The following is a 22,827-nucleotide window of genomic DNA, read 5'->3' on the forward strand; positions in this document are numbered from 1 at the left end:
GGGGGTATGCCAGCCTGCTGGCGATACTCGCTGTGGCGCGGAGCTTAGGAAAATTCCTACACGATGTTCAATCGCTGCCGATGGTTATCTCCCGTCCGGTGCGTAGCATCTAGGGGATCCGCAACCCACCGCCTGCCACCCCCACCATGTCCGTTTTTTTTCGCAATTTGCTGATCCGGGTCTTCGCTGCGCTGATCGGCGCAGGCCTCTCCTTCCACGCTTACGCATTCCTTTACCCCGTCGCAATCACCGAATCCTTCATTGAAACGGGATCAGGCAAGTTGCACATCAAGACGAGTATCGGCAAGCGAGAGATCGTTGGCGAGGATGGCAATCGGAAAGTGCCCTTCAACTCCATCATGCAGCCCGCGCATTGGCTCGCCAGCGATCCTTCACTCATCTACGCTGAGGTGCCTGCACTTAACTGCACCTGGTTTTGCCTGGTGGCGGAGGAAAACGAAACAATCGCCAGTTTGGCTGACCGATGGCGGTATTTTGTCTGGAACAGTGAAGTCCTGATCCCGAACGCAGCAGGCTCCAAGGTTTGTTCGGGCGTGATCATTCGCACCAGTCGCCACCAAGGGGTGGTGACCAGCCCTTTCTACGTCGGTCCTAATTTCGACGGAAGCTGCGGCTATGTGTATTCGAACTGCATCATGGATATGCAGGGCCCTGCAGAGCTGATTCATGGCGAGATCTTCGATACCGATGCGGATGGCCATAGCGCCAGCACCCAGCTGAAGATTCGTTGCTATGGCACCACGTATGTGCGGATGCGTCTGGTCTCAGGTCGTGGTGCAGGTGACGAGGATGTGGTGAGGTTAAGTAATGGGGGGAAAAGCCGCCTGTTCGTCAATGACAACCCTATCTCCAGCCAACTGCGCCTGCAAGATGGCATCAATACCGTGAAGCTGAGCGACAAGCTGGAGATCCCTGCCGATGTCACGCTGGGGAAATTCACGGGTAGCGCCGTGCTGATGGTAGAGCCGTACTAGCTGCGCCTTGAGGCGTCGTATCCCCGACGTGCGTCCTGCAGAATTCCACGAAATGGTCCGTCGGCATGGGCCGCGCATAGAGATACCCTTGCGCAACCGTGCAGCCGAGTTCACGCAATCGGGTTTGCTGCGCTAACGTTTCAACGCCTTCCACCACCAATGGCACGTGCAGCGCTTTGGACATCTCGACGACGCTGCGGATGATCGTCGCGGCGCGCGGTTGGGTCTTCAAGCTGCGCGTGAACGTCGCGTCCAGTTTGATCTGATTGAACGGCAGGGCGCAAAGACGGTCCAGCGAAGCGTGCCCGGCGCCAAAGTCATCCATGGACAATCCGCAACCCATGTCGCGCAGCTTCAAAAAGTTGTCCAGAATATGGGCGGGTGTGCTGACCATCGCGTCTTCCGTGATTTCCAACATGATGTCCTGGGCGGGCGCCTGATACCGCGCAAGCATTTTCCCGATACGCTCACTAAGGGCGGACGACGTCAGTTGAATGGGGTGCAAGTTGAATGCAAGCATGGTGGACACGCCTTGCCGGCGCAGGTCCGCCTGCATCGCCAGACCTTGTTCGAACATTGTCTGGAAAAGATCGTCAATCAAGCCACTGGACACGATTGTCGCCAAAAAATGTGCGGGCGAGAGCAGGCCGTGCGAACGATGATGCCAACGCGCCAGTACTTCGGCTGCCAGCAGGATTTTTCCGTCGATATCCACGATGGGCTGGTAGTACGCCTTGAATTCGCCGTTCTTCAACCCTTGTCGCACGTCTTCTTGCGAGGCCAGGGCATAGTGGCCTGGCGCATGGCGCTGGTTGCCTCGTCGGAACTTGGCCATCAGCGATGCCAGTCGAGCCGGCTGCAACGCCACCCCCAGATCTCCCAGATACTCCAGGTTCAGGCATTCAATCGCCGCCGCGGTGCTGTCGCGCAGCGCGGTTTCTGGCACGCCGCTCGCGATTACGGAATGGATCAAGGAAAGTCTGCTGGCTTCACGCAGGAAGGCCAGACCATCCTGGCCTTCGTGATGCAGTTTGCAGATGGCGACATCGATGCCTCCGCAAGCCTTCAACAAGGTGATGGCCGTGGCGCCCTCTGAGGCTTCATAGATGCGGCCATCGACCATCGTTCTTAACGCCGTCACGATGACCATGCGCGAAAAGGGGTGGTCGTGCAAGACCAGGACGTTAAGGTTCTTCATTTGACGCCGACGTAAACGTGAACAAGGTCGCTCATGCTAAGTACGGCGGCGGGTCGGGGCTAGGGGCAGATTCCGGGCAGAAAGTAGGAAACTTCCGAAATCATCGCGTCCATCTCAGTCATAGGTGAGCGTGAAGGTCAGAGTGGCATTCTTGATTTCGCCGCGGCCTATCTGATGACTTTCAAGCGCTTCTTTTTCGCCCTGCAGATAAGCCATGAACTCGATGTTGTTCGTTCCTGCCGTGACCTGACCAATGGCGTTTTTCGTTTTCAAGGGCAGGCGATTGCCTTGCGGCGTCTCCAGGCCGATGGCAACCCCGGCGATGCCGTCGCTGTCCAACGCCAGAAAGCCTGGCTGCTTAGGGCTTTCCGGTCCTTCGAAGTGAATGCTCAAGCTGTTGTTGCCTTGCGAGATGTCGCAGTTCAGCAAACGCAGCGTGATGGGCCGCCCGGGAGTCCGGCCATTCACGTAAAGGGCACTGTCGGGTACCGACAGAAAGTTCAGCCGCACTTTTTCGCTTTCCGGGCTGAGCGTGCAGGCTTCCGCAACCAATCGTCCCGAGAAGGTCATATTGTCGCCAGCAGGCTGAGCCCCGGTCGCGGGGGCGATGCAGGAGAGGGTTGCGGCCAGCAGGCTCAAGCTGCGGGTGACCTGCTTTTTCATGCGCATGGTGGTCTCCTAATACAGTTCGGCAATCAGCAGGGCCGATGCCGTGAATTCTTTGAGTGGCAGGCGCGAGCCGGCCAGCTTTACGGGAACGGCTTCCAGCGTCGGTGGGGATTGCGAGGCGTCCAGTTTGATTTCCTGAGCAACATTCAAGACAAAATCCGGGTAGTTGTTCAGGATCAGCTTGATGCCGAGATCGGGCACCGAAGACTGCACCGCGGCTTTTTCGAATTCTGTGGCCGCGCCCCTGACCGTCAGCTTCATTCGCCACGTCATGCCCGGCCGATTCATGCCTGGGCAATCGATTTCGTAGGGAACGATCTGTTTGTAGTTGTCGCCGTCGATCTTGCTGGTATTGATGTTCTGCTTGAATGCAACCTCGATACGTCTGCCGTTGTCGCTGACGGTGCAGGGAGGGGGAGCCACCAGGTAGCCGCTGAATCTCATGTTCGGCTGTTCAGCATGGCTGCCTGCGGACGCAAGGACGGCCAACAGCGCGCCGGCGAGGGGGGCTCGGGCCAGTTGTCGGAAACGATATGTCATTGATAGTCCACTACCAGGGTGGCCGAGGCACTGAACTCGCCACCCGTAATCGTTCCTTCGCTATGCGCGACCAGAACGGCTTCCAGTTTCGGAGGCGAGGCGGGAGTCAAAGAAAACCAATCGTTCAGCGCGAGATTGGTCGTGTTCCGCTTCAGGGCGATGCCTAGACTGCTTTGGCCCGGAATGCCGAGCAGTTTGGGGTTGAAGCCGGCGCCCTCGCCAGAGATCTTCATATTGAGGGGGTAGGACAGGGCGCGCCGGCAGTCGAGCGTATAGCGGATCTGCGTGATCTTGTATTGCTTGCCGTCGATTCTGGAAATCTGCACATCGCCAAACGGGATGTCGATGGGCTTATTGTTGTTGATGATGCAGGGTATTTTTGCTCGGATCGTCCCGGAGATTTCAATGCGGACTTGATTCTTGGCGATAGCGGTTTGGGCCAACGACAGCGAGGGGGCGGCCAATATCAGGATCAAGGCCAGACCTGCGCGCTGCGGGCTGCCAAGGCGCTCCGAATGCGGGATGCGAGGGGCGGCGGTCACGTCAGTCATAGGTCAGATATAGGTTGTCTGCAGTCCCCCCAACGATTGGGTTCGCCGCCAACAACAGGCCGACCAGGATGGCGGGCGCTGCATTGCGCTTGCTTGGCTTCTGATTCATGGTTCCTTCCCTGCGGGTGTGGCTGCGAGTTCAGCGGCGCCCCTCTACCGGCTTGGCCGCGCATTCGCCGCCCGTGCAATGGAACTGCAGCTGCGGCCGTCCGCCGTAGTCATTGACATAGGTCAGGACGGGTTTTTCGCCCAGCACCTTGACGCCGACACTCAAAGGCGCTTGCGATTGAGGGGCGAGCATCAGGGGTTCAAATGCGTCCGGGGTTTTGCCGTTGACGCGATCCGCGGCATCGATAAGCGTGATGTAGAAGGGCGTGGGATTGTTTACGACGTAGTTGTCACCTTGACGCGTCAAGGTCAGGCGCTCTTGCCACGGCGTGGATGAGGCGATCGGTGCCTTGCTGAGCGCCGCCGGCCGATAAAAGAGTTTGACGCGCGTTTGCAGCGCGATTTGCAGGGTGTTTGCCTTGTCGCTGCGCGGAGGAACCTCCCGCAGATTGAAATAGAAGATCGATTCGCGGTCTTGCGGCAATTGCGCCAGCTCCGGCAACCCTTGAATCTTCACCTGGCTCTTGCCGCCCGGCTCAAGGCGCTGGATAGGGGGCACCACCACCAGGGGTGAGCTGATCTTCTCGTCGCGCTCGTTTTCGATCCAGGCTTGCGCCAGGTACGGCAACTGTTCGTTCTGGTTGCTGATGCTCAAGCTGACGGATTTGTCCTGGCCATTGAATACGACGCGGGTGCGATCCAGGGAAACTGCGGCGGTGGCGTGTTGCGCGGTGAACAGCGTGACCAATGAGAGCAGGGCGAGAGAGGAAATGAACTTGGTTTTCATGTTGAAGGGCAGGGCTTGTTGATAGGGTTGTCAGGGTGGGTGCGTGCCAGCGAGCGGGGCGCGCCTAGGGCTCGCACTCGTAGGCTTGGCGCAGGGCAGGAGAATCCGCTTCGGCCGCAATGGTGAACAGGCAGGGCTTGTTGCCGCCCCACTCAACGGTCATGACTTCGCCGGCTTGCATGCCGCTCAGGTAGACCTGCCCGTCGTCGCCGACGATGCCGGTTTCCTGGCCGCGGCGATTTTTCACGCTGACGCCGAAGGGCGCAGGCGTGCCGTCGGATAGCCGCAGGGCGATCATCCCCTTTTCACCGGAGATGACCTCCAGGCTGCGGTAACCGATGGCGCCTTCCGTCAGCGTGGCCTGTGTGACCGAACGCAAGGCTTCGACGTTGTCGGGCAGGTGGTCCAGGTCGATGGAGGCCTGGTTGCGGTAGTAGCTGTTGACATCCGTGATCACGGCCTTACCGAACCAGTTCGTTTCGGTGCCCACGCCGTTGTCGCGCACGGGAACGCCGCCAACGCCATGGGTGTCGACCATCAGGCGGGTTCCGCCGGGCGAGACGCTGCGATGCAGGGCGGCGCCGCGTGGGGTCACTGTCGCGCCGCCCTCCAATGACAAGCCCATTGAGCTGTAGGCGCCTGCCTGATGGCTGGCGCTGACCACGGTTCGTGCCCAGGATCCGTCGTATGACAGGTAGCCTTGCGCGGTATTGCCACCGTTGCCATGGCCTGCGCTGATCATGTAGTTGCTGCGATCGTCAAGCCTGCTGTAGTAGCCCACGTCATGCGTGGAGCCGCTGCGGTTTGACGACGCGCTATAGCTGAGCGAACCTTTTTCACCGAAGGGAATGCTGAGCGACAGGTACATGCCGTTATCCAACGTGTGGTAGGCCTTATTGCTGTAGCCCGTCACCGAAACACTCAGGTTCTTCAAGCGTCCAATGTCGAAATAGCGCGAGGCAGACAGGCTGTAGCGCTTGTTCACCGGACCATTCCAATAGTTTTGATGGCTGTAGTTGAGGTACACGTTGGTGCCCAGGTCGCGGAATTGCTTGCTGAACGAGATCGTGTACATCTCTTTGCTGCGGTTGAGCGGGTTGCCCTCGTATCGGGCATTGAGCACGTCATTCAGGCTGGTGAAGTTCTTCTGCGAAAACCGGTAGCCCGCAAAGGTGACCTGGCTGTCGTATTCGTCAAACCGCTTCGAGTAACTGACCCGATAGGACTTCCCCATCAGTACCCGGCGTTCGCCGCCGACCACGGCGCGCGATTGCGTGACGTCAAATGACACGGCGCCGAATGCCAGCAGGTCGCGGCCCACGCCAAGGGCGACGGCGCCATAATCCTTCGCGCCGAGGGCACCGCCAAAGAGCGACCAGCCGTTGCTTATGCCCCAGGAGAACTCCCCCGTTCCGAATACGGGGCCTTGCAAGCGGTGGTTCCATTCGGAAGGCTTGCCGGTCGCCAGATTGAAGCGCACGCTTCCTGGCCGCGACAGGTAAGGGATGCTGGCAGTTGCGACCCGGAAATTCTGATGGCTGCCATCTTGCTCTTCAACGCTGACATCCAGGTTGCCGCTGACGGCGTCATTGAGGTCCTGGATGCGGAACGGACCCGGAGGCACCTGGGTCTCGTACAGGACACGGCCTTGTTGCCGTACCACCACGCGGGCGTTGCTGCGCGCCACGCCCGTGATTTCAGGCGCGTAGCCGCGCAGGTTCGGCGGCAGCATGCTGTCGTTGGTGGAGAGGCTGGCGCCCGTATAGCGAAAGCCCCCGAACAGGTTGGAGTTCAGATAGTCTTCCCCGACGATCAGGCTGGATTTCCACCCGGGAATGGCGCGCATGGCATAAAAGCGGCTCCAGTCGAACCGCTGCTTTGATGGCCGGCCCGAGCCGCGTTCGGCCTCGGCCTGCCAATCCGCGCGCAGACGCCAGGCTCCGATGTTCAAGCCTGTCGTGCCGTTGCCGCTGAGATAGGTGCTGCGGTCGCCTTCACGGGAGCGCCGAGTGGTTTGCGCGTTCAGGTTGTAGTCCAGCACGGCGCCCGCAATGCCGTCGTCCCATCGGGAAGGCGGGTCCCAGTTAGGCGCGGTGTATTCCAGATCGGCTTGCGGCAGGGTCACATAGATCGCCGCCTGGCCCAGGCTGGTGTTGACCTGCATGCCGGGTATGCTGCCGGTATCCAGGCAGGCGCCGTCGTTCCACCACGCCAGCTTGTCGATCGTGCCCTGGCGCAAGCCGAGTTCGGCGACGTGTTCGGGCGCCAGGCATGCAAAGCTGCCGCGCGGATCATCGGGCGGGGCGAGGAAATGGATGAGGGTGTCGGATAGCCGCTGCTGGTTTAGATGCAACGTCAGGTTGTAGGCGCCAGGCATGATGTAGTTCGCGCGGGAGAACAGGCTCAGGTCGATGTTCTGCCGGTCTTTCAGATCCAGCACATCCATGTTGAACTGGACCTCGTCGGAGGCCTGCGAGAGGGTGGCCGCCAGGCATAGGGCGGTGCTCATCAAACCCTTGCGATAAATCACTTCTTTGGCCTCTGGAGGTATCTTGAAGAATCCGATCCAAATGGCTCAGAAATAGTGCATCCTCAGCCGGACGGTTATTTGATAGTTGCCGGCCTTCAGTGCTTGACCGGTGCCTTGCAGGCTGAGCAAATAGCTCAACGTCGTGTCACCGGACGGCGACAGGTATTCGCGGCGTGACGCGCCCGGCAAAATCACAGTGCCGTTGCTGTCATGCAGACGCATGGCGATGCCTCGCTGTGCCTTTTGCCAGAAAGAGATGGCTCTCGCTGTCTCCTTCGAAAGTGATGGCGAATGACGGGGAGCCTTTCGCACCACTGCCAGCGGTCTGGGTGCGGGCGCAGTCCTCGATGTAGATCCGGAAGGCCTTTCGGACGATGCTCTCGCCGCCTCCTAATGAAGGCTGGAGCCGGCCTTCGGCACAGCTCCAGGTTCTGCTGCTTGCGGGTTACTTGTAGGTCAGCGTGAAGTTCACCGCGGCGTAGAATTCGCCCGGAACGAGGGTGGCGTCCTTCTTGCCTTGCTGGCCGTCATCTTCCTGCTCGCCTTGCAGGAACGCCTGGAATTCCATCGAAGGCGTGGCGGTGGAGATCTTCGTGGCGGACGATTCGTGGCCCAATTTGATCAGTTCGCCGCGGCCGTCAGCGATGCCCAGGCTGGCGCCCCGGGCTGCGCCCTGGATGGCGACCAGACCGTCATAGGCGTCGGACGGTGTGCTGGTCTGGAACGTTGCGGTGACGCTGTTCTTGACGTCTGTCAGGTCGCAACCAAGCAGGTTGATCTTGAACGACTTGGGCGTGGACTTTTTGCCACCCTTGAGTTCGGCACTGGCGATTTGGTCCATACGGACGGTTTGATTGACGGAGTCGCTGGCGATCGAGCAAGGCGCTTCGACGATCGAGCCTTCAAAACGAATTTCACCGTTAGGTTTGTCTGCGGCGAAGGCGGCGGTGCAAGCCGTGCCGAATGCAATCGATGCGATCAGGCGAGCCAACTGATTTTTTTTCATCACAATGTCCTTGGATAGTGGTTGCAGCTTTCGAGCCGGGTGTTCCGAGTTCGCCGCCCCGGGGAGCCACAAAGGGCGGCGAGCGTTTGTTGGAATCACCTCGTGTTGAAGCTGAAAGCAGTGTAGGAATTGGGACGTTCGTGAGAAATAGGATGCGTAGCAGCGTTATGTAGGAAATTTCCTAAGCGGCCGTTGGCATGTCGAGTCATGCGCGGAAACGCAAACATTGAAATAATCCGCCCCCTTTTGCGGCCGGCCCTGCGGCTTGCGCCGTCTTCTTTGCACTAAAATTCCTCGTCCTCAGATGCACCGCTGCGTGCGACGCGTTCGGTTTTGCCGATTGCCGGAGGTTTCTTCTTGAGATAGGCCCATCCCGACATGAACACAGTCTTAATCGTTGACGACCATCCGGTGCTACGCCTTGCCGTGCGCATGCTGTTGGAGACGAATGGCTTTCGGGTAGTTGGCGAGGTCGGCAATGGTATTGATGCCGTACAGATGTTTCGGGACCAGTCGCCTGATGTGGTGATCCTGGACATCGGCATTCCGAAGCTGGATGGCCTGAGCGTGATCGCCCGGATGCGTGGCATCGATCCGCGTAGCCATATCCTGGTGCTCACCTCGCTGTCGTCCGAAGCGTTTTGCCATCGGTGCATGCAGGCGGGCGCCAAGGGGTTCGTCTGCAAAGACGAAGATCTGAACAAACTGGTCAGCGCGATCAAGGCCGTGATGGCGGGGTACAGCGTGTTCCCGTCAACGGCGGTAGCCCCCGAACATGGGCAACTGTCCGAAGGGGCGATGATCAAGAGCTTGTCGGACCGCGAGATGACCGTGCTGCAATATCTTGCGCAGGGGCGGTCGAACAAGGAGATCGGCGATTTGCTGCTGCTGAGCAACAAGACGGTCAGCACCTACAAGACGCGTTTGCAGCAAAAGCTGGGCATGACGTCGGTGCTGGAGCTTGCCGATTTCGCGAAGCGCAATGCGCTTCTGGGGGATGGGGAAGGCGCCTGAGGGGGGGCTCAGGCGCCAGGTCGACACGCGGGCTTAGTAGGGGCCCGTGCCGGTTTGCACCGGTTTTGCGTCCTTGAATTCACCCGCCAGCTTTTCGGCCGCGCGGGCCAGCAGCACGGCGTCCACGCCCACGGCCACGAAGGTCGCGCCCAGGGCCAGGTAGTGCTTGGCCTGCGCCACGCCGCTGTGCAGGATGCCGGCGGCTTTGCCGGAGCGCACGATGCGGGTGATGGCCTCGTCGATCGTCTTCAGGACCTCGGGGTGTTCCGGCTGGCCCAGATAACCCATGCCAGCCGAGAGGTCGGCCGGGCCGATGAAGGCGCCGTCCACGCCGTCTACCGCCAGGATCTCGTCCAGCGCGTCAATGCCGGCCGGCGTTTCGATCTGCACCAGCACGCACATCTGGTCGTTGGCGCGTTCCAGGTAGTTGGGGATACGGTTCCAGCGCGAGGAACGCGCCAGCGCGCTGCCCACGCCGCGGATGCCGGCGGGCGGGTAGCGCACCGCAGCCACAGCCGCCGCGGCTTCCTCGGCGGACTGGATCATCGGAACAAGCAAGGTCTGTGCGCCCGTGTCCAGGATCTGCTTGATCTGCACCGAGTCGTTCCAGGCCGGGCGCACGACCGGCGCCACCGGGTACGCGGCCACCGATTGCAGCTGCGACAGCGTCGTCTGCAAGGTGTTGGGGGCGTGTTCGCCGTCGATCAACAGCCAGTCGAAACCGGCGCCGGCGACGATCTCGGAGGTATAGGCGCTGGCCAGGCCGGCCCACAGGCCGATCTGGGGTTTACGGTCGCGCAAGGCTTGCTTGAAGGTGTTGGTGAGGATGTCCATGGACTGCATGCCGTGTTAGATGAAATGACAGTTGACGGAACCCAGCACGCCGTAATCGACACTGAACGTGTCGCCGGGCCGGGCGGCTACCGGCCGGGTAAACGACCCCGACAGGATGATCTCTCCGGCCGCAAGCGCGACGTCGTGGGCGGCCAGTTTGTTAGCCAGCCATACTACGCCATTGGCGGGGTGATTCAAGACGCCGGCGGCCACGCCGGTTTCCTCGATGACGGCGTTGCGCGAGAGGATGGCGCCGATCCAGCGCAGGTCCATGTCGCCGATCTTCACGGGCCGTCCGCCCATGACGACGCCTGCGTTGGCGGCGTTGTCGGCGATGGTGTCGAACACCTTGCGCGGGCGCTTGGTGTCGGGGTCGATGCCGTGCGAACGCGCGTCGATGATCTCCAGCGCGGGAATCACGTAGTCGACGGCGTCATACACCTGGAACAGCGTCACGTTCGGCCCTTCGAGGCGCTTGCCCAGCACGAAGGCCAGTTCGACTTCCAGGCGGGGCAGGATGAATCGGTCGGCCGGGATATTGCTGCCGTCCTCGAAGAACATGTCGTCCAGCAGCATGCCGAAATCGGGCTCGTCGATCTGAGACGCCTGCTGCATAGCGCGTGAGGTCAGGCCGATCTTGTGGCCGCGTTTGACGCGGCCTTCAGCCAGCTTGATGTCCATCCACGCGCGCTGGATGGCGTAGGCGTCGGCAATGCCGATGCCGGGATGTTCCAGGGAGATCTGGCGGATCTGCGTACGGGTGCGTTCAGCGTCGTGCAGGCGAGCGGCAATGGCGCGCACGGTTTGGGTGTCTAGCATCGGGTGTCCGAAGGGATCAGGAAGGGAAGGGAGCCAGCGTGTTGACGAGTCGTCCAACGCCGTCGATTTCGGTCACGACCTCGTCGCCGGGCATGACATTGACGATGCCGTCGGGGGTGCCCGTCAGGATCAGGTCGCCGGGCGACAGGGTCATGAAGCCGCTGAAGTATTCGATCAACGCGGGCACGTCGAACACCATGTCGCGCGTGTTGCCGCGCTGGGTCTCGACGCCGTTGACGGTGGTGCGCAGGTTCAGGTTCATGGGGTTGGGGACGTCGTCACGGTCGACCAGCCAAGGGCCCAGTGGCGTGCAGGTGTCGCGGCTTTTGACGCGCAGGTTGGGGCGGTACCAATTCTCCAGGTAGTCGCGCAGCGCGTAGTCGTTGGCCACCGTATAGCCGGCCACATAGTCGTAGGCCTCGCCCCGCGTGACGCCGCGGGCCGTCTTGCCGATGACCACCGCCAACTCGCATTCATAGTGCATGTAGGCGACGTCAGCGGGGCGCAGGGTTCGCGCACGGTGCCCGACGAAGGTGTTGGCGGCCTTCAGGAAGCCCAGCGGTTCCTCCGGCGCCTTGAACGCCAGTTCCTTGGCATGGTCCGCATAGTTGATGGCCAGCGTGAACGTGGTGCGGGGTTCGATGGGGGGTAGCCAGGACACGGCTTCTTCGGCCAGGACGCGGCCGTCGGCCAGACGGACCTGGCCCGGACCCGCCTCGGTCGCCGCGTGGATGGCACCTTCGTAAACAATGCGTGCGTGTTTCATGGTGAATCCTCAGGCGGTGGCGGCGGCCAGCCGGTTGCCCAGCGTGCCGACGTGCAAGATGCGGATGTCGTAGCGCTGCCCGGCCCTGACGCGCGGGGCTTCGTAAGGGGCGCCGACCAGCAGCATGTCGCCGGCGTCAAAGCTCATGAATTGCGTGACGTCGGCGATTAGCCGCGCCACCGGGCGGACCAGATCTGCGGTGCTGGCGCGCTGCGCCAGGACGCCGTCCACATGGACTTCGATTTCCAGCGCGTCGGGGTCGGGCACGGATGCCGCGGGCGCAAGATCGCGGCCGATGGGGCAGAAGCCGTCGCGGCATTTCTGCTTGAGGGCAGGCCGGAAGTAGCTGGCGTGCGGGACGGAAAGGTCGGCCACGACGCGATAGCCCGCCACGTAGGCCAACGCTTCCGCCTCGCTTACCTGGGTGGCGCGGCGCGAGAACACCACGCCCAGGCAGGCGCCCACTTCGACCTCGTCGACGTCGGCCGGCAGCGTGATGACGTCGCCGTCTTGCGCATACGTGTTGGCGGGCTTGATGTAGAGCACCGGCGCCTTGGGCGCGGCCTTGTACGGCGGGGAGTCCATGGTGTCCCCCAACGCCTGCAACGCCTGGCGCGTGTTCAGCGCGGCGCCCACTACCGTGCGGGGCGGGGCCGCCAATGCGGCGGCGGCTTCGGCGGCGCGTGCGGCCAGGTAATCGCGGTAGTTGTTCACCTTGTAGTTCAGCACGGGGTCGGCCTCTTCGATCTGCATCGAGATGCCCAGCGGGCGGGCGGCCATGAGCGGCGCCAACGCGGCGGACAGGACCTGGAACACCCGCTCACCCAGCGCGGCCTTCTGCACGTCACTACGTCCGTGCCCGATGCGAAGCACCACGTGGACAAAGGCGTTGTCCGGATGGCCATCGACGATCAGGCAGTCGTCCACGCGCAGCGCTCGCGTCCGGGCGCCCGCCAGCGGGAACAGAGTGCCGTCGCCAACGGCGGCGTCCTGCACGGTGCGCATCAGCGTGCGCGTGTCCAGGTCCAGGTTGCCGGAGTACTCAATCCAGATGTGGGGCATGTTGTCTCGCTCACCATATCGTTATCATGTTAAGTATCATAGTAAAAAAGGTCAGGGCCGGCAACGCCCGGAACGTGTCTGGCCAGACAGGTCGGATCGGGATTTCCCGGCGTTGACAGCGCCCGGCGGCCGGCATAATGTTAACGTGTTAATTAAAAACGCGGGCGAGATTGAGCCGCCCCCATGCAGGAGGAGCGCACGTGAGCATCAAACATTGGATCAATGGCGGGCAGGTCGACAGCGCAGACCGCTTCGTCACCTATAACCCGGCCACTGGCGATGCGATAGACGAGGTCGCCGCGGGCGGCCAGGCCGAGATCGATGCCGCCGTGTCCGCCGCGGCCGATGCTTTCCCCAAATGGGCGAACACGCCTGCCAAGGAACGTGCCCGCCTGATGCGCCGCCTGGGCGAACTGATCGACCAGAACGTGCCGATGCTGGCCGACCTGGAGACGCGCGATACCGGTCTGCCGATCTCGCAGACGCGCAAGCAACTGATTCCGCGCGCTTCCGAGAACTTCACGTTCTTCGCGGAAGTCTGCACGCGGATGAATGGCCACACGTACCCGGTGGACGATCAGATGCTGAACTACACGCTGTACCAGCCGGTCGGCGTGTGCGCACTGGTGTCGCCCTGGAACGTGCCGTTCATGACCGCCACCTGGAAGACAGCGCCGTGCCTGGCGCTGGGCAATACCGCCGTGCTGAAGATGTCGGAACTGTCGCCATTGACGGCCGACCAGTTGGGCAGGCTGGCCCTGGAGGCTGGCATCCCGGCGGGCGTGCTGAACGTGGTGCAGGGTTACGGCGCCACGGCGGGCGACGCGCTGGTGCGGCACCCCGGCGTGCGCGCGATCTCGTTCACGGGCGGCACCGTCACGGGCAAAAAGATCCTGGCTGGCGCCGGCGGCATCAAGAAATACTCGATGGAACTGGGCGGCAAGTCGCCCGTCCTGATCTTCGACGATGCCGACGTGGAGCGTGCACTGGATGCCGCACTGTTCACCATTTTTTCGTTGAATGGCGAACGATGCACCGCGGGCTCTCGCATCTTCGTGCAGCAAAGCATCTACGACGATTTCGTGCGCAAGTTCGCGGCGCGCGCCGAACGGCTGGTGGTTGGCGACCCGGGCGACGACGCTACGCATGTGGGTGCGATGATCACGCGACAGCACTGGGAAAAGGTGACAGGCTACATTGATCTGGCCGAACGGGAAGGCGCCCGCATCCTGGCGGGCGGCGCAGGCAAGCCCGCCGGTTTGCCCGCGCACCTGGCACAGGGAAATTTCGTGCGTCCGACCGTGCTGGCCGACGTCGACAACCGCATGCGTTGCGCGCAGGAAGAGATCTTCGGCCCGGTCGCCTGCCTGATCCCGTTCAAGGACGAGGCGGAGGGCCTGGCGCTGGCGAACGACGTGAAATACGGGCTGGCGTCCTATATCTGGACGAGCGACATCGGCCGCGCGCACCGTTTGGCGCGCGGTATCGAAGCAGGCATGGTGTTCATCAACAGCCAGAACGTACGCGACTTGCGCCAGCCGTTCGGGGGCACGAAGGAATCGGGCACGGGGCGGGAAGGCGGCGAATACAGCTACGAGGTATTCGCCGAAATCAAGAACGTGTGCGTGTCGCTGGGCGGCCACCACATCCCCAAATGGGGCGTTTAAGCCTCGGGAATCAGGAGACAACCATCATGGGTAAGCTCGCGCTGGCGGCCAAGGTGACGCATGTGCCGTCGATGTATCTGTCGGAACTTCCCGGCAAGCACCACGGTTGCCGCGAGGCCGCCATTGAAGGGCATCGCATCATCGGCAAGCGGTGCCGCGACCTGGATGTGGACACGATCGTGGTGCTGGACGTGCATTGGCTGGTCAATGCGGGTTATCACGTGAACGCCAACGGGCGTTTCAAGGGGCGCTATACCAGCAACGAGCTGCCGCATTTCATCAAGGACATGGATTACGCCTACCGCGGCAATCCCGAACTGGGGCGGCGCATCGCCGAATGCGCCAATGCGGCGGGCGTGGGCACGCGTTCGCACGAGATCGACAGCCTGGAGCTGGAATACGGCACATTGGTGCCGATGCGGTACATGAATGGCGACGGCCGCTTCAACGTAGTGTCGGTGGCCGCCTGGTGCGCATGGCATGCGCTGGACGAAAGCCGTCGATTCGGCGCGGCGCTGCGCCAGGCCATCGAGGCCAGCGACAGCCGCGTCGCCGTGCTGGCCAGCGGATCGCTGTCGCATCGCTTCAACGACAACGGCAGCCCTGAGGCCGCCATGCACCAGATCAGCCGCGAGTTCCACCGCCAGGTGGACTTGCGGGTGGTCGAGCTATGGCGCCAAGGGGATTGGAAAACGTTCTGCGCGATGCTGCCCGACTACGCCGAGCACTGCGTCGGCGAAGGCGGCATGCACGACACGGCCATGCTGCTGGGACTATTGGGGTGGGACAGTTACGACAAGCCGGTGGAGATCGTCACCGATTACTTCACCAGTTCCGGCACGGGGCAGATCAACGCGATCTTCCCGGTGCCGGCCTGAGTCACGCTTCGTCGGCGTCGCGCGATGCCGGCGCGTCACGCTTGATCAGGTCGACCATGGCGTCGACGTCGCGGTACAGGCGGTCCAGCAGTTCCTTGCCGATCTTGCTTTCGATCTCTTGGTACTTCGCATCCACCTGCGGGCGCATGCGGTCGATCAGCTTGTTGCTTTTGGGGGTCAGAGATATTTCCTGGCGCCGCTGGTCGGCGCTGGAGCGCACGCGCTTGATCAGGCCTTGTTCTTCCATGCCGGCCAGCATGCGGGTCAGGCTGGGGCTGAGGATCTGGCAACTGCGGGCGATCTGATTGGGTTCCATCGAGCCGACTTCACTCAAGGTACGCAGCACCCGCCATTGTTGTTCGGTGACGCCCGCCGCATGCAGCACGGGACGGAAATGCGCCATCAGGGTTTCGCGCGCGTAAAGCAGCAGATGGGGGAGATTGCGGTGGTGGAAGCTCGGACTCATGGCGGCTATGTTAGCAAGAAGCCATCCATTTTTTGACCAAATATTTGCGTGCGTCGTGCGCGCCACACCGCCATCGGCGCCGCGTGGGGCGGGGCCGATGTCGGGGACAGGGCTGGGGGTCAGGCCGGGTTTTGCTGCGCCAGTTCTTGCAGGTCGTCCGGCAGGGTCAGGTCAGGCGCGCCTTGCTGCAATTCACGCAGCGCCGCGACGGCTTCGTCCTGCTGGTCGTCCTGGACCAATGCGCGAATGTGAGCCACGCGGGCCTCGACGTCCTGTTCGCTGAACGCCACGACTTCCGTGGCCGTGGCGTCGCCTTGCTGCGCCGTTTCGGCAGCAGCGGTTTCCGGGGCCGCGGGGGCCGCCTGAGGTTGGCTTGCGGCCGTGTCGGTCGGGGATGCCACCACGCGCTGGGTGGTGACGGGTGCAGCTTGCTTGCCGGTCAGGGCTTCGGCCAGCGCAGCAGGGGCCGGTGCCGGCGAGCGTTCGGCGCTGGTGCCGACTTCGTGGGGAGCCGCCAGTTGCGCGGTCACTTCCTGCATGTCGGCGCTTTCGCGCATGTCGGTCCAGGCGAATAGCCCGGCCACCATGGCGGCGCAAGCGGCCGCGGCCCAGCCGGGATGCCAGCTGTGGCCAGGATGCCAGGTACGGCGCACCGCCGCGTCAAGTTCGGGACTGGTCCCGGGTCTGGGCTTACGGTACAGGGCGCGCAGATCCCGTTCATCGTCTTCATCGAAAGGGGGGCGATAGGTAATGCTCATGCGCGTACTCCTCGCGCCTACGCCCGGTGGCTGGACGTATCCGCGTTTGACCTTTGCTGGGCGCCGCGCCGGTGGTCCGGCGGTCTCGTCGTGGCTAGGGTCTTGTTCCGGTTTATGCGGCCTAGGCAAAGACCGCAGGGCGATTGCGCCGCGATTCCCGTTGCTGCGCCCGTGTAGGGCGTTTGGCGCCGGGTATGCCGTCCTGACGGGACGGTTCGACAATGCGCTGCACCCGTTGATTATGCGCGATTTGTGGAATTCCGGCAGGGAATTTCTTCTATTTGCATGATGTAACTTGAGACTGTCCCTGTTAGTGAAAGCGAAATGACAGATTCACGCACCGGGACGGCGCAAAGGGCTCGGCAAGAGGGGCGTTTTGATGTGCGGCCCGCGCGCTGGAACGACAGGTTGCCGGTACACTTTCGCGCATGGCCAAATCCCGAACCGTATACGTGTGCGCCGACTGCGGCGGCACCACCCCGAAGTGGCAGGGCAAATGCCCGCATTGCAACGCCTGGAACACGCTGGAAGAAACAGTGGAATCGTCGTCGCCCGCCGCGTCGGCGCACCGCTACGCGCCGCTGGCCTCGGCCAGCCCCGTGCGCAGCCTGTCTGAAATCGAAGCCCGCGAAACACCGCGCCAGCCCACCGGGCTGGACGAATTCGATCGTGTGCTGGGCGGCGGCCTGGTGGCTGGCGCCGTGGTGCTGATCGGCGGCGATCCGGGCATCGGCAAGTCCACGCTGCTGCTGCAGGCGTTGGCGTCGATGTCGCAGACCACGAGCGTGCTGTACGTTACCGGCGAGGAGTCCGCCGAACAGGTCGCGCTGCGCGCCCGCCGGCTGGACTTGCAGACGGGCAACGTCAACCTCCTGGCCGAGATCCGGCTGGAGGCCATCCAGGCTGCCGTATCCGAGCAGAAGCCGACGGTCGCCGTGATCGATTCGATCCAGACCCTGTATAGCGGCGAACTCAGCGCGGCGCCGGGCTCGGTGTCGCAGGTGCGCGAATGCGCGGCCCAATTGACGCGGCTGGCCAAACAGACGGGCATCGCCATCGTCATGATCGGCCACGTCACGAAGGACGGCGCGCTGGCGGGCCCGCGCGTGCTGGAGCACATCGTGGACACGGTGCTGTATTTCGAGGGCGACACGCATTCGTCGTTCCGGCTGGTGCGGGCGTTCAAGAACCGCTTCGGCGCGGTCAACGAACTGGGCGTGTTCGCGATGACCGATCGCGGCTTGCGCGGCGTGGCCAATCCATCGGCGCTGTTCCTGTCGCAGCACGAGCAGCAGGTCGCGGGTTCTTGCGTGATGGCCACGCAAGAGGGCACGCGGCCGCTGCTGGTCGAGATCCAGGCACTGGTCGACAGTTCCCACGCGCCCAACCCGCGCCGGCTGACGGTCGGCCTGGAGGGCAACCGCCTGGCCATGCTGCTGGCGGTACTGCACCGGCATGCCGGCGTCACGACCTTCGACCAGGACGTGTTCGTCAATGCGGTGGGCGGCGTGCGCATTACCGAGCCGGCGGCCGACTTGCCCGTGCTGCTGGCCATCATGTCGTCACTTCGCGACAAGCCGCTGCCGCGCGGCCTCATCGCGTTCGGTGAAGTGGGCCTGGCGGGCGAAATCCGGCCTGCGCCGCGTGGCCAGGAGCGTTTGCGCGAAGCGGCCAAGCTGGGCTTTTCCATTGCGTTGATCCCCAAGGCTAACGCGCCCCGCCAGCCCATCGAAGGACTGGAGATCTGGGCGGTGGACCGGTTGGACGCCGCGCTGGACAAGTTGCGTTGATGCCTTGGGCCGGCGGGTGCCGGACCGGGGCCTGTTGAACTTCCTTTTATTGAATCGCCCATCCTGGACAAGGCCGGGTCTGCTGGAGCAAGACGTGAGTCTGTTTGTTATCGCCGCGTGCCTGGCCGCGGGTGGCCTGATCGGTTTCATGGGCGGCGTGCTGGGCATCGGGGGCGGACTCATCGCCATTCCCGCGCTGGTGCTGCTGATGGGAATGTCGCAGCAACTGGCCCAAGGCACGGCGCTGATCATGGTGTTGCCCGCCATCACGATGGCCGTGCGCAAGTACAACCAGCAAACCCGCATCGACAAGCGCGTGGCCGCCGCAGGGGCCGCAGGCGCCGTGGTCTTCACCTGGGTGGGTGCGCGGCTGGCGCTGGGCATCGACTCCAGCATCCTGCGCCAGAGCTTTGCGGTGTTCCTGTTTTTCATCGCCTTGTTCTACGTCTGGCAGACTTGGCGCGCCGCACGCCCCGCGACCCGGCGTCAGCGGGCCGACAAGGGCCCGGCGCCCACCTTTACCCCGCGCCGCGCCATTGCGCTGGGTATCCTGTGCGGGACGTTGGGCGGCTTCTTCGGCGTGGGCGGCGCGGTGTTGGCCGTGCCGATCATCACATCGGTTTTCCGTTTGCCGCAAACCACCGCACAGGCCTTGGCGTTGAGCATGGTGATCCCCGGTTCAACCATCGCACTGATCACGTACGCGTGGGCGGGCCAGGCGGATTGGATGGTCGGTTTGCCGCTAGCCGTCGGCAGCCTGCTCTTCGTGCCTGTCGGCGTGAAGCTTGCGTACCGGCTTCCTGAACGCAAGCTGAGAATCTGCTTTGCACTGATGCTGTTCGCCACGGTCGGGCTGCTGGCATTCGAGGCGTGAGTGCGGCGCTTACGGTGCGTATTAGCAAACGTTAGCGTCCGAAATTTTGTGGTTCCGCGGTGAACCTTCTGCAGGGCCGGCCTTCAAACGGAGTACGGGGTAAGCGGCGATGTTGCCGCCCCGTGTCGGAAAGGGCTTCGGCCCTTACATTCAGGAGTTCATGAAATGACGACTCACTCCCGTATCGCTGCGTTCTTGTCCACCTCGGCGTTATGCCTCGGTCTTGCTGCTGCGCCTTCGGCGTTCGCGGCAGGCGCCGACGCTTCTGCCAAGGCGGGCGAAACCAAGACCCAGGCGCAGCACAAGCATCACAAGTCTGACAAGACGTCCGCCAAACCGGCGGCCGCCAAATCGGGCACAGCATCGAAGATGGACCATTCCGGCGCCACGACGCCGGCGAAGTAAGCAGGGGGCTGTAAAGCCCGAAAGTAGTTCCTTTGCAGGAAGACTGCCGATCCCGCGGGACCGGAAAGTCGAAAGCCTCTCGGTATGGGCACCGAGAGGCTTTTTTGTTTCACCCTGACGTTAGTACCGAAATTGGACCCATATTCTGCAGGTCTTCGATCAACCCGGGCCCGGTTGGCTCCCAGCCGAGTTGTTCGCGCGTAAGAGTGCTTGAGGCAGGCATGTCGATCCCGACGAAGTGGCCAAACGGACCGAAATGTCCAGCAGCCTCTGCCGACGTGATCGACACGACGGGGACGCCGAGTCCGGCGCCGATCATTTCTGCGATCTTCCGCATCGTGATGCCTTCCTCGGCGACGGCATGCCATCGCGCTCCCGACCGGTGCTGCTCCAGCGCCAGGCGATAAAGCCGCGCCACGTCAGTCACGTGGCCGGCCGGCCAGCGATTGGCGCCGTCGCCGACGTAGGCCGAGATGCCCTTGGCCTTGGCGATCTGGATGAGTGGCGAGACGAGGCCCTGCTTTTCCGTGTCATGCACTTGGGGGAGCCGGACTGCCGCCACGCTGACGCCTTGCTTCGCCCATTCCTCCCCAGTCAGTTCGGACATCTTGCGCGGGTTCGGGTTGTCGCGGTCGAAGCTGTTCTCGAGCGCGGGCAGGCCGGGGCCGCGGTTGCCCATGCCGGTGCCCGATGTGATGAGAAAGGGCCGGTCAGAGCCAATGAGCACAGCGCCTATCGCCTGGATGACCCGGCGATCTTTCTCGACGTTTGCGACGAAGCGGGAGAAGTCGTGGTCGAAGGCGGTGTGGATCACGGCGTCGGCCTGGGAGGCGCCCGTCGCGATACTGTCGGGATGCTCCAGATCGCCGTAATGGACATCCGCGCCGGCCTTCTTCAGCCAGTGCGCGCCCGCATCCGAACGGGTGAGGCCGAGCACCTGATGGCCAGCCCCGATGAGTTCTCCAACGATTCGGGAGCCGATGAAGCCGGTTGCACCGGTCAGAAATACGCGCATGAAATACCTCCGAGTGGTTCAGCCCGTAGTCTTGCGCGCAAAATTAAACTGTTAAAGTAGTGATCTTATCGTAGTATAAATATCAACAGAATAACCATGCCAGTCGCTTCTGCGAATTCGCTGGGAACGTATCTTCGCGATCGCCGCACCCGGCTTGATCCGGCTAGCTTTGGGATCCCCGCCGGTCGCCGGCGTACCCCGGGATTGCGCCGGGAGGAGGTCGCGCAGCGAGCCAATATCAGTACGACCTGGTACACGTGGCTCGAGCAGGGCCGCGGCGGCGCTCCCTCGGCAGCCGTGCTGGATCGGATTGCCACCGGCATGATGTTGACCGAGCCTGAGCGCGAGCATCTGTTTATGCTCGGGCTTGGCCACCCACCCGAGGTCCGCTATAAGGTGGTCGACGGTGTAACGCCCAGGCTCCAGCGGGTCCTCGATGCGCTCGAAGTCAGTCCTGCGTTCATCAAGACCGCCACGTGGGATGTCATCGCCTGGAACCGCGCTGCGGCGGCGGTGCTGAAGGACTATTCCGAGCTGCCGCGCGAACAACGCAACATCCTTCGGCTCATGTTCGGAAGCGCACACGTGCGATCAGTTCAGGACGATTGGGAGAGCGTCGCGCGTTTTGTTGTCGGCGCCTTCAGAGCCGACGCGGCACGGGCGGGCGCCAGTGAAGAGATCACGCGCCTTGTCGATGAGCTGTCGCAGATCAGCCCAGATTTCGAGAGGATGTGGCGGGACAATGACGTGGTGGCGCATGGCGAAGGACTGAAGCGCCTGCGACACCCGGACCTCGGCCTGCTGGAACTGGAATTCTCCGCCTTTGCTGTCGATGGCCGTCCGGAGCTCGGTATGGTTGTCTATAACCCCACAACGGAGGCGGACGCCGAGCGCATCCGGTCGCTCATCGCCGCGCGCACTGCTTGAACGCGCGCCGCCGCGGCACTTACCGCCTCATGCTCAAGTTCATGCCGAAGCGTAGACCTTTGTCTTGGAGACCTTGATATCGCGCACCGGCGAAGCTCCGAACATACGACCATACTCGCGTGTGAACTGCGGCACGCTCTGGTAGCCCACGGCATAAGCAGCCATGCTGGCCGACGCGCCCTCTGACGACATCATCCGTCGTGCTTCGATCAGCCGCAGTTGCTTCTGGAACTGTAGGGGCGACAGCGTGGTGACGGCGCGGAAGTGCTGGTGAAACGTAGATGGACTCATGCCCGCCGCCTCGGCCAGGCGCTCGACGCGCAGCTGCTGCGCGTACTCGGACCGAATGATAGCTACGGCACGAGCGACACGCTGGGCGCTGCCTTCAACGATGCCCAGATTGCGGATCGCTGGGCCATGGCGGCCGGCAAGAAGCCAGAAGTGCATTTCCCGGATCACTTGCGCCTTCAGGAGCGGCATCGCCACCGGGCGGTCGAGCAGGCGCATCAAGCGTAGTGCGGCGTCGGCAACCTCAGCTTCGGTGGGTTCGACCCGTACCGGAGCGCCAGTTTCCTCCTGTGCAATATCCATCTCAAGCGCAAGTTCCTCGATCACGGCAGGGTCTAAATCAAAAACCAGCGAGTAGTACGGCTCGCTCGCGTTGCCCCGTGTGATCTGGCTGACCGTGGGCACATCCGCGGTGATGAGCAGGGAGTCGCCTGCGCCGAAATCAAACGTGCGGTTGCCCATCATCACGCGCTTGCTGCCTTGCACTACGAGCGCGATCAGCGGGCGTGAGATGGCGTATTGCAGTTCGCTGGGCGTATCGGCGCGAATCGTCGTTAACCCCGTGATTGGAGTGCTCGCGATGCCTTGCGCGTTGGTGTGGAAGTCCGCATAGCGGCGGACGGCGGTGAGCAGAGTTTCAGCCATTCATGGAGCGTAGCCCTGGTCGGGCGGATGCGCAATCGGATGACAGAGGATCAGGCAATAATCTCCGAGGTTTCGGCAACTCTCGGTACCTATCCAGATAGACCGCTCGGGGTATCAGGGCTTTCGGCATTGAGCGCGCCATTCCGCCGAGCGTGGTGGTGATTGTTTCGGGCGCAAATTGGGCCTTATTTGGTCCAGAGGAATAGGCAACAAGGCCGGAGGAACCAGCAACCAC

Annotated in this window: 24 protein-coding genes; 8 read left to right on the forward strand and 16 right to left on the reverse strand. The window is 62.6% G+C overall.

Going from position 1 to position 22,827, the window contains the following annotated elements:
* Positions 1 to 146: 146 nt before the first annotated feature.
* Positions 147 to 995 (forward strand): MrpH family fimbial adhesin, encoded by an 849-nt coding sequence (locus tag AC27VE_RS22445; RefSeq protein WP_488705011.1) that lies wholly within the window; start codon positions 147 to 149, stop codon positions 993 to 995.
* On the opposite strand, the gene AC27VE_RS22450 is transcribed toward AC27VE_RS22445, so the two are convergent.
* The 8 genes from AC27VE_RS22450 to AC27VE_RS22485 all read right to left on the reverse strand — a co-directional run bounded on the left by AC27VE_RS22450 (position 958) and on the right by AC27VE_RS22485 (position 8,384).
* Positions 958 to 2,193 (reverse strand): EAL domain-containing response regulator, encoded by a 1,236-nt coding sequence (locus AC27VE_RS22450; RefSeq protein ID WP_488705012.1) that lies wholly within the window; start codon positions 2,191 to 2,193, stop codon positions 958 to 960. The two genes, AC27VE_RS22445 and AC27VE_RS22450, sit on opposite strands and share 38 nt — an antisense overlap.
* A gap of 114 nt (positions 2,194 to 2,307) precedes the next feature.
* Complete coding sequence (locus AC27VE_RS22455; RefSeq protein WP_488705013.1) at positions 2,308 to 2,862, reverse strand: fimbrial protein; 555 nt, start codon at positions 2,860 to 2,862, stop codon at positions 2,308 to 2,310.
* Positions 2,863 to 2,871: 9 nt separating this feature from the next.
* Positions 2,872 to 3,402 carry a fimbrial protein gene (locus tag AC27VE_RS22460; protein WP_488705014.1) on the reverse strand — a complete coding sequence of 177 codons (531 nt, stop codon included), beginning with the start codon at positions 3,400 to 3,402 and terminating at the stop codon, positions 2,872 to 2,874.
* Positions 3,399 to 3,953 (reverse strand): fimbrial protein, encoded by a 555-nt coding sequence (locus AC27VE_RS22465; protein WP_427961354.1) that lies wholly within the window; start codon positions 3,951 to 3,953, stop codon positions 3,399 to 3,401. Before AC27VE_RS22465 ends, AC27VE_RS22460 begins: the two co-directional genes overlap by 4 nt.
* Before the next feature lie 139 nt (positions 3,954 to 4,092).
* Positions 4,093 to 4,848 carry a fimbria/pilus periplasmic chaperone gene (locus tag AC27VE_RS22470; protein WP_488705015.1) on the reverse strand — a complete coding sequence of 252 codons (756 nt, stop codon included), beginning with the start codon at positions 4,846 to 4,848 and terminating at the stop codon, positions 4,093 to 4,095.
* Positions 4,849 to 4,912: 64 nt separating this feature from the next.
* Entirely contained in the window at positions 4,913 to 7,357 is a 2,445-nt protein-coding gene (locus AC27VE_RS22475; protein WP_488705016.1) for an outer membrane usher protein, read from the reverse strand.
* A gap of 66 nt (positions 7,358 to 7,423) precedes the next feature.
* Positions 7,424 to 7,600 carry a hypothetical protein gene (locus AC27VE_RS22480; RefSeq protein ID WP_427960978.1) on the reverse strand — a complete coding sequence of 59 codons (177 nt, stop codon included), beginning with the start codon at positions 7,598 to 7,600 and terminating at the stop codon, positions 7,424 to 7,426.
* Between the two features lie 223 nt (positions 7,601 to 7,823).
* Positions 7,824 to 8,384 carry a fimbrial protein gene (locus tag AC27VE_RS22485; protein WP_427960981.1) on the reverse strand — a complete coding sequence of 187 codons (561 nt, stop codon included), beginning with the start codon at positions 8,382 to 8,384 and terminating at the stop codon, positions 7,824 to 7,826.
* A gap of 378 nt (positions 8,385 to 8,762) precedes the next feature.
* Here AC27VE_RS22485 and AC27VE_RS22490 point away from each other — a divergent pair, with 378 nt between their 5' ends.
* Positions 8,763 to 9,398 carry a response regulator transcription factor gene (locus tag AC27VE_RS22490; protein ID WP_006225429.1) on the forward strand — a complete coding sequence of 212 codons (636 nt, stop codon included), beginning with the start codon at positions 8,763 to 8,765 and terminating at the stop codon, positions 9,396 to 9,398.
* Positions 9,399 to 9,431: 33 nt separating this feature from the next.
* Here AC27VE_RS22490 and hpaI read toward each other — a convergent pair whose 3' ends face one another.
* The 4 genes from hpaI to AC27VE_RS22510 are packed head-to-tail and all read right to left on the reverse strand — an operon-like array spanning position 9,432 to position 12,879.
* A complete protein-coding gene (gene hpaI / locus AC27VE_RS22495) occupies positions 9,432 to 10,232 on the reverse strand; it encodes a 4-hydroxy-2-oxoheptanedioate aldolase (protein ID WP_280028687.1) in 801 nt (266 codons plus the stop codon).
* A gap of 15 nt (positions 10,233 to 10,247) precedes the next feature.
* Positions 10,248 to 11,051, reverse strand: a complete 804-nt coding sequence (hpaH, locus tag AC27VE_RS22500; protein WP_315139373.1) for a 2-oxo-hept-4-ene-1,7-dioate hydratase — start codon at positions 11,049 to 11,051, stop codon at positions 10,248 to 10,250.
* 16 nt (positions 11,052 to 11,067) lie between these two features.
* Positions 11,068 to 11,817: a fumarylacetoacetate hydrolase family protein gene (locus AC27VE_RS22505; protein ID WP_488705017.1), complete on the reverse strand. Its 750-nt coding sequence runs from the start codon at positions 11,815 to 11,817 to the stop codon at positions 11,068 to 11,070.
* A gap of 9 nt (positions 11,818 to 11,826) precedes the next feature.
* Positions 11,827 to 12,879, reverse strand: coding sequence for a fumarylacetoacetate hydrolase family protein (locus AC27VE_RS22510; RefSeq protein WP_488705018.1), 1,053 nt, complete (start codon positions 12,877 to 12,879; stop codon positions 11,827 to 11,829).
* Positions 12,880 to 13,079: 200 nt separating this feature from the next.
* On the opposite strand from AC27VE_RS22510, the gene hpaE reads away from it, so the two are divergent.
* Positions 13,080 to 14,546, forward strand: coding sequence for a 5-carboxymethyl-2-hydroxymuconate semialdehyde dehydrogenase (hpaE, locus tag AC27VE_RS22515; protein WP_488705019.1), 1,467 nt, complete (start codon positions 13,080 to 13,082; stop codon positions 14,544 to 14,546).
* Positions 14,547 to 14,572: 26 nt separating this feature from the next.
* On the forward strand, positions 14,573 to 15,424 hold the full coding sequence (hpaD, locus tag AC27VE_RS22520) for a 3,4-dihydroxyphenylacetate 2,3-dioxygenase (protein ID WP_488705020.1): 852 nt from the start codon (positions 14,573 to 14,575) through the stop codon (positions 15,422 to 15,424).
* 1 nt (position 15,425) lies between these two features.
* Here hpaD and hpaR read toward each other — a convergent pair whose 3' ends face one another.
* Positions 15,426 to 15,890: a homoprotocatechuate degradation operon regulator HpaR gene (hpaR, locus tag AC27VE_RS22525; RefSeq protein WP_088589992.1), complete on the reverse strand. Its 465-nt coding sequence runs from the start codon at positions 15,888 to 15,890 to the stop codon at positions 15,426 to 15,428.
* A 119-nt stretch (positions 15,891 to 16,009) separates the two neighbouring features.
* A complete protein-coding gene (locus AC27VE_RS22530; RefSeq protein ID WP_280028694.1) occupies positions 16,010 to 16,648 on the reverse strand; it encodes a hypothetical protein in 639 nt (212 codons plus the stop codon).
* A gap of 428 nt (positions 16,649 to 17,076) precedes the next feature.
* Here AC27VE_RS22530 and radA point away from each other — a divergent pair, with 428 nt between their 5' ends.
* The 3 genes from radA (at position 17,077) to AC27VE_RS22545 (ending at position 19,717) form a co-directional block, all read left to right on the forward strand.
* The gene (gene radA / locus AC27VE_RS22535) at positions 17,077 to 18,438 is read left to right on the forward strand and encodes a DNA repair protein RadA (RefSeq protein WP_088589994.1); all 1,362 of its coding nucleotides are present in this window, start codon (positions 17,077 to 17,079) and stop codon (positions 18,436 to 18,438) included.
* 94 nt (positions 18,439 to 18,532) lie between these two features.
* Complete coding sequence (locus AC27VE_RS22540; protein ID WP_488705021.1) at positions 18,533 to 19,312, forward strand: sulfite exporter TauE/SafE family protein; 780 nt, start codon at positions 18,533 to 18,535, stop codon at positions 19,310 to 19,312.
* Positions 19,313 to 19,477: 165 nt separating this feature from the next.
* On the forward strand, positions 19,478 to 19,717 hold the full coding sequence (locus tag AC27VE_RS22545) for a hypothetical protein (RefSeq protein ID WP_006225441.1): 240 nt from the start codon (positions 19,478 to 19,480) through the stop codon (positions 19,715 to 19,717).
* Positions 19,718 to 19,826: 109 nt separating this feature from the next.
* On the opposite strand, the gene AC27VE_RS22550 is transcribed toward AC27VE_RS22545, so the two are convergent.
* Complete coding sequence (locus AC27VE_RS22550; protein ID WP_488705022.1) at positions 19,827 to 20,732, reverse strand: SDR family oxidoreductase; 906 nt, start codon at positions 20,730 to 20,732, stop codon at positions 19,827 to 19,829.
* A 96-nt stretch (positions 20,733 to 20,828) separates the two neighbouring features.
* Here AC27VE_RS22550 and AC27VE_RS22555 point away from each other — a divergent pair, with 96 nt between their 5' ends.
* Positions 20,829 to 21,659 carry a helix-turn-helix transcriptional regulator gene (locus AC27VE_RS22555; RefSeq protein WP_280028700.1) on the forward strand — a complete coding sequence of 277 codons (831 nt, stop codon included), beginning with the start codon at positions 20,829 to 20,831 and terminating at the stop codon, positions 21,657 to 21,659.
* 39 nt (positions 21,660 to 21,698) lie between these two features.
* On the opposite strand, the gene AC27VE_RS22560 is transcribed toward AC27VE_RS22555, so the two are convergent.
* Entirely contained in the window at positions 21,699 to 22,592 is an 894-nt protein-coding gene (locus tag AC27VE_RS22560) for an AraC family transcriptional regulator (RefSeq protein WP_488705023.1), read from the reverse strand.
* Positions 22,593 to 22,827: the final 235 nt, after the last annotated feature.

It is taken from the genome of Achromobacter sp. 18P8.1.1 (assembly GCF_057799415.1).

Bases quoted from the DNA above. Each gene is read 5' to 3' on its own strand.
- AC27VE_RS22465 (WP_427961354.1), bottom strand. From the start codon at position 3,953: ATGACTGACGTGACCGCCGCCCCTCGCATCCCGCATTCGGAGCGCCTT.
- AC27VE_RS22505 (WP_488705017.1), bottom strand. From the start codon at position 11,817: ATGAAACACGCACGCATTGTTTACGAAGGTGCCATCCACGCGGCGACC.
- AC27VE_RS22445 (WP_488705011.1), top strand. From the start codon at position 147: ATGTCCGTTTTTTTTCGCAATTTGCTGATCCGGGTCTTCGCTGCGCTG.
- AC27VE_RS22470 (WP_488705015.1), bottom strand. From the start codon at position 4,848: ATGAAAACCAAGTTCATTTCCTCTCTCGCCCTGCTCTCATTGGTCACG.
- hpaH (WP_315139373.1), bottom strand. From the start codon at position 11,051: ATGCTAGACACCCAAACCGTGCGCGCCATTGCCGCTCGCCTGCACGAC.
- AC27VE_RS22555 (WP_280028700.1), top strand. From the start codon at position 20,829: ATGCCAGTCGCTTCTGCGAATTCGCTGGGAACGTATCTTCGCGATCGC.
- AC27VE_RS22475 (WP_488705016.1), bottom strand. From the start codon at position 7,357: ATGAGCACCGCCCTATGCCTGGCGGCCACCCTCTCGCAGGCCTCCGAC.
- hpaD (WP_488705020.1), top strand. From the start codon at position 14,573: ATGGGTAAGCTCGCGCTGGCGGCCAAGGTGACGCATGTGCCGTCGATG.
- AC27VE_RS22510 (WP_488705018.1), bottom strand. From the start codon at position 12,879: ATGCCCCACATCTGGATTGAGTACTCCGGCAACCTGGACCTGGACACG.
- AC27VE_RS22485 (WP_427960981.1), bottom strand. From the start codon at position 8,384: ATGAAAAAAAATCAGTTGGCTCGCCTGATCGCATCGATTGCATTCGGC.
- AC27VE_RS22460 (WP_488705014.1), bottom strand. From the start codon at position 3,402: ATGACATATCGTTTCCGACAACTGGCCCGAGCCCCCCTCGCCGGCGCG.
- AC27VE_RS22545 (WP_006225441.1), top strand. From the start codon at position 19,478: ATGACGACTCACTCCCGTATCGCTGCGTTCTTGTCCACCTCGGCGTTA.
- AC27VE_RS22530 (WP_280028694.1), bottom strand. From the start codon at position 16,648: ATGAGCATTACCTATCGCCCCCCTTTCGATGAAGACGATGAACGGGAT.
- radA (WP_088589994.1), top strand. From the start codon at position 17,077: ATGGCCAAATCCCGAACCGTATACGTGTGCGCCGACTGCGGCGGCACC.
- AC27VE_RS22490 (WP_006225429.1), top strand. From the start codon at position 8,763: ATGAACACAGTCTTAATCGTTGACGACCATCCGGTGCTACGCCTTGCC.
- hpaR (WP_088589992.1), bottom strand. From the start codon at position 15,890: ATGAGTCCGAGCTTCCACCACCGCAATCTCCCCCATCTGCTGCTTTAC.
- AC27VE_RS22455 (WP_488705013.1), bottom strand. From the start codon at position 2,862: ATGCGCATGAAAAAGCAGGTCACCCGCAGCTTGAGCCTGCTGGCCGCA.
- AC27VE_RS22450 (WP_488705012.1), bottom strand. From the start codon at position 2,193: ATGAAGAACCTTAACGTCCTGGTCTTGCACGACCACCCCTTTTCGCGC.
- AC27VE_RS22560 (WP_488705023.1), bottom strand. From the start codon at position 22,592: ATGGCTGAAACTCTGCTCACCGCCGTCCGCCGCTATGCGGACTTCCAC.
- AC27VE_RS22550 (WP_488705022.1), bottom strand. From the start codon at position 20,732: ATGCGCGTATTTCTGACCGGTGCAACCGGCTTCATCGGCTCCCGAATC.
- AC27VE_RS22480 (WP_427960978.1), bottom strand. From the start codon at position 7,600: ATGCGTCTGCATGACAGCAACGGCACTGTGATTTTGCCGGGCGCGTCA.
- hpaI (WP_280028687.1), bottom strand. From the start codon at position 10,232: ATGGACATCCTCACCAACACCTTCAAGCAAGCCTTGCGCGACCGTAAA.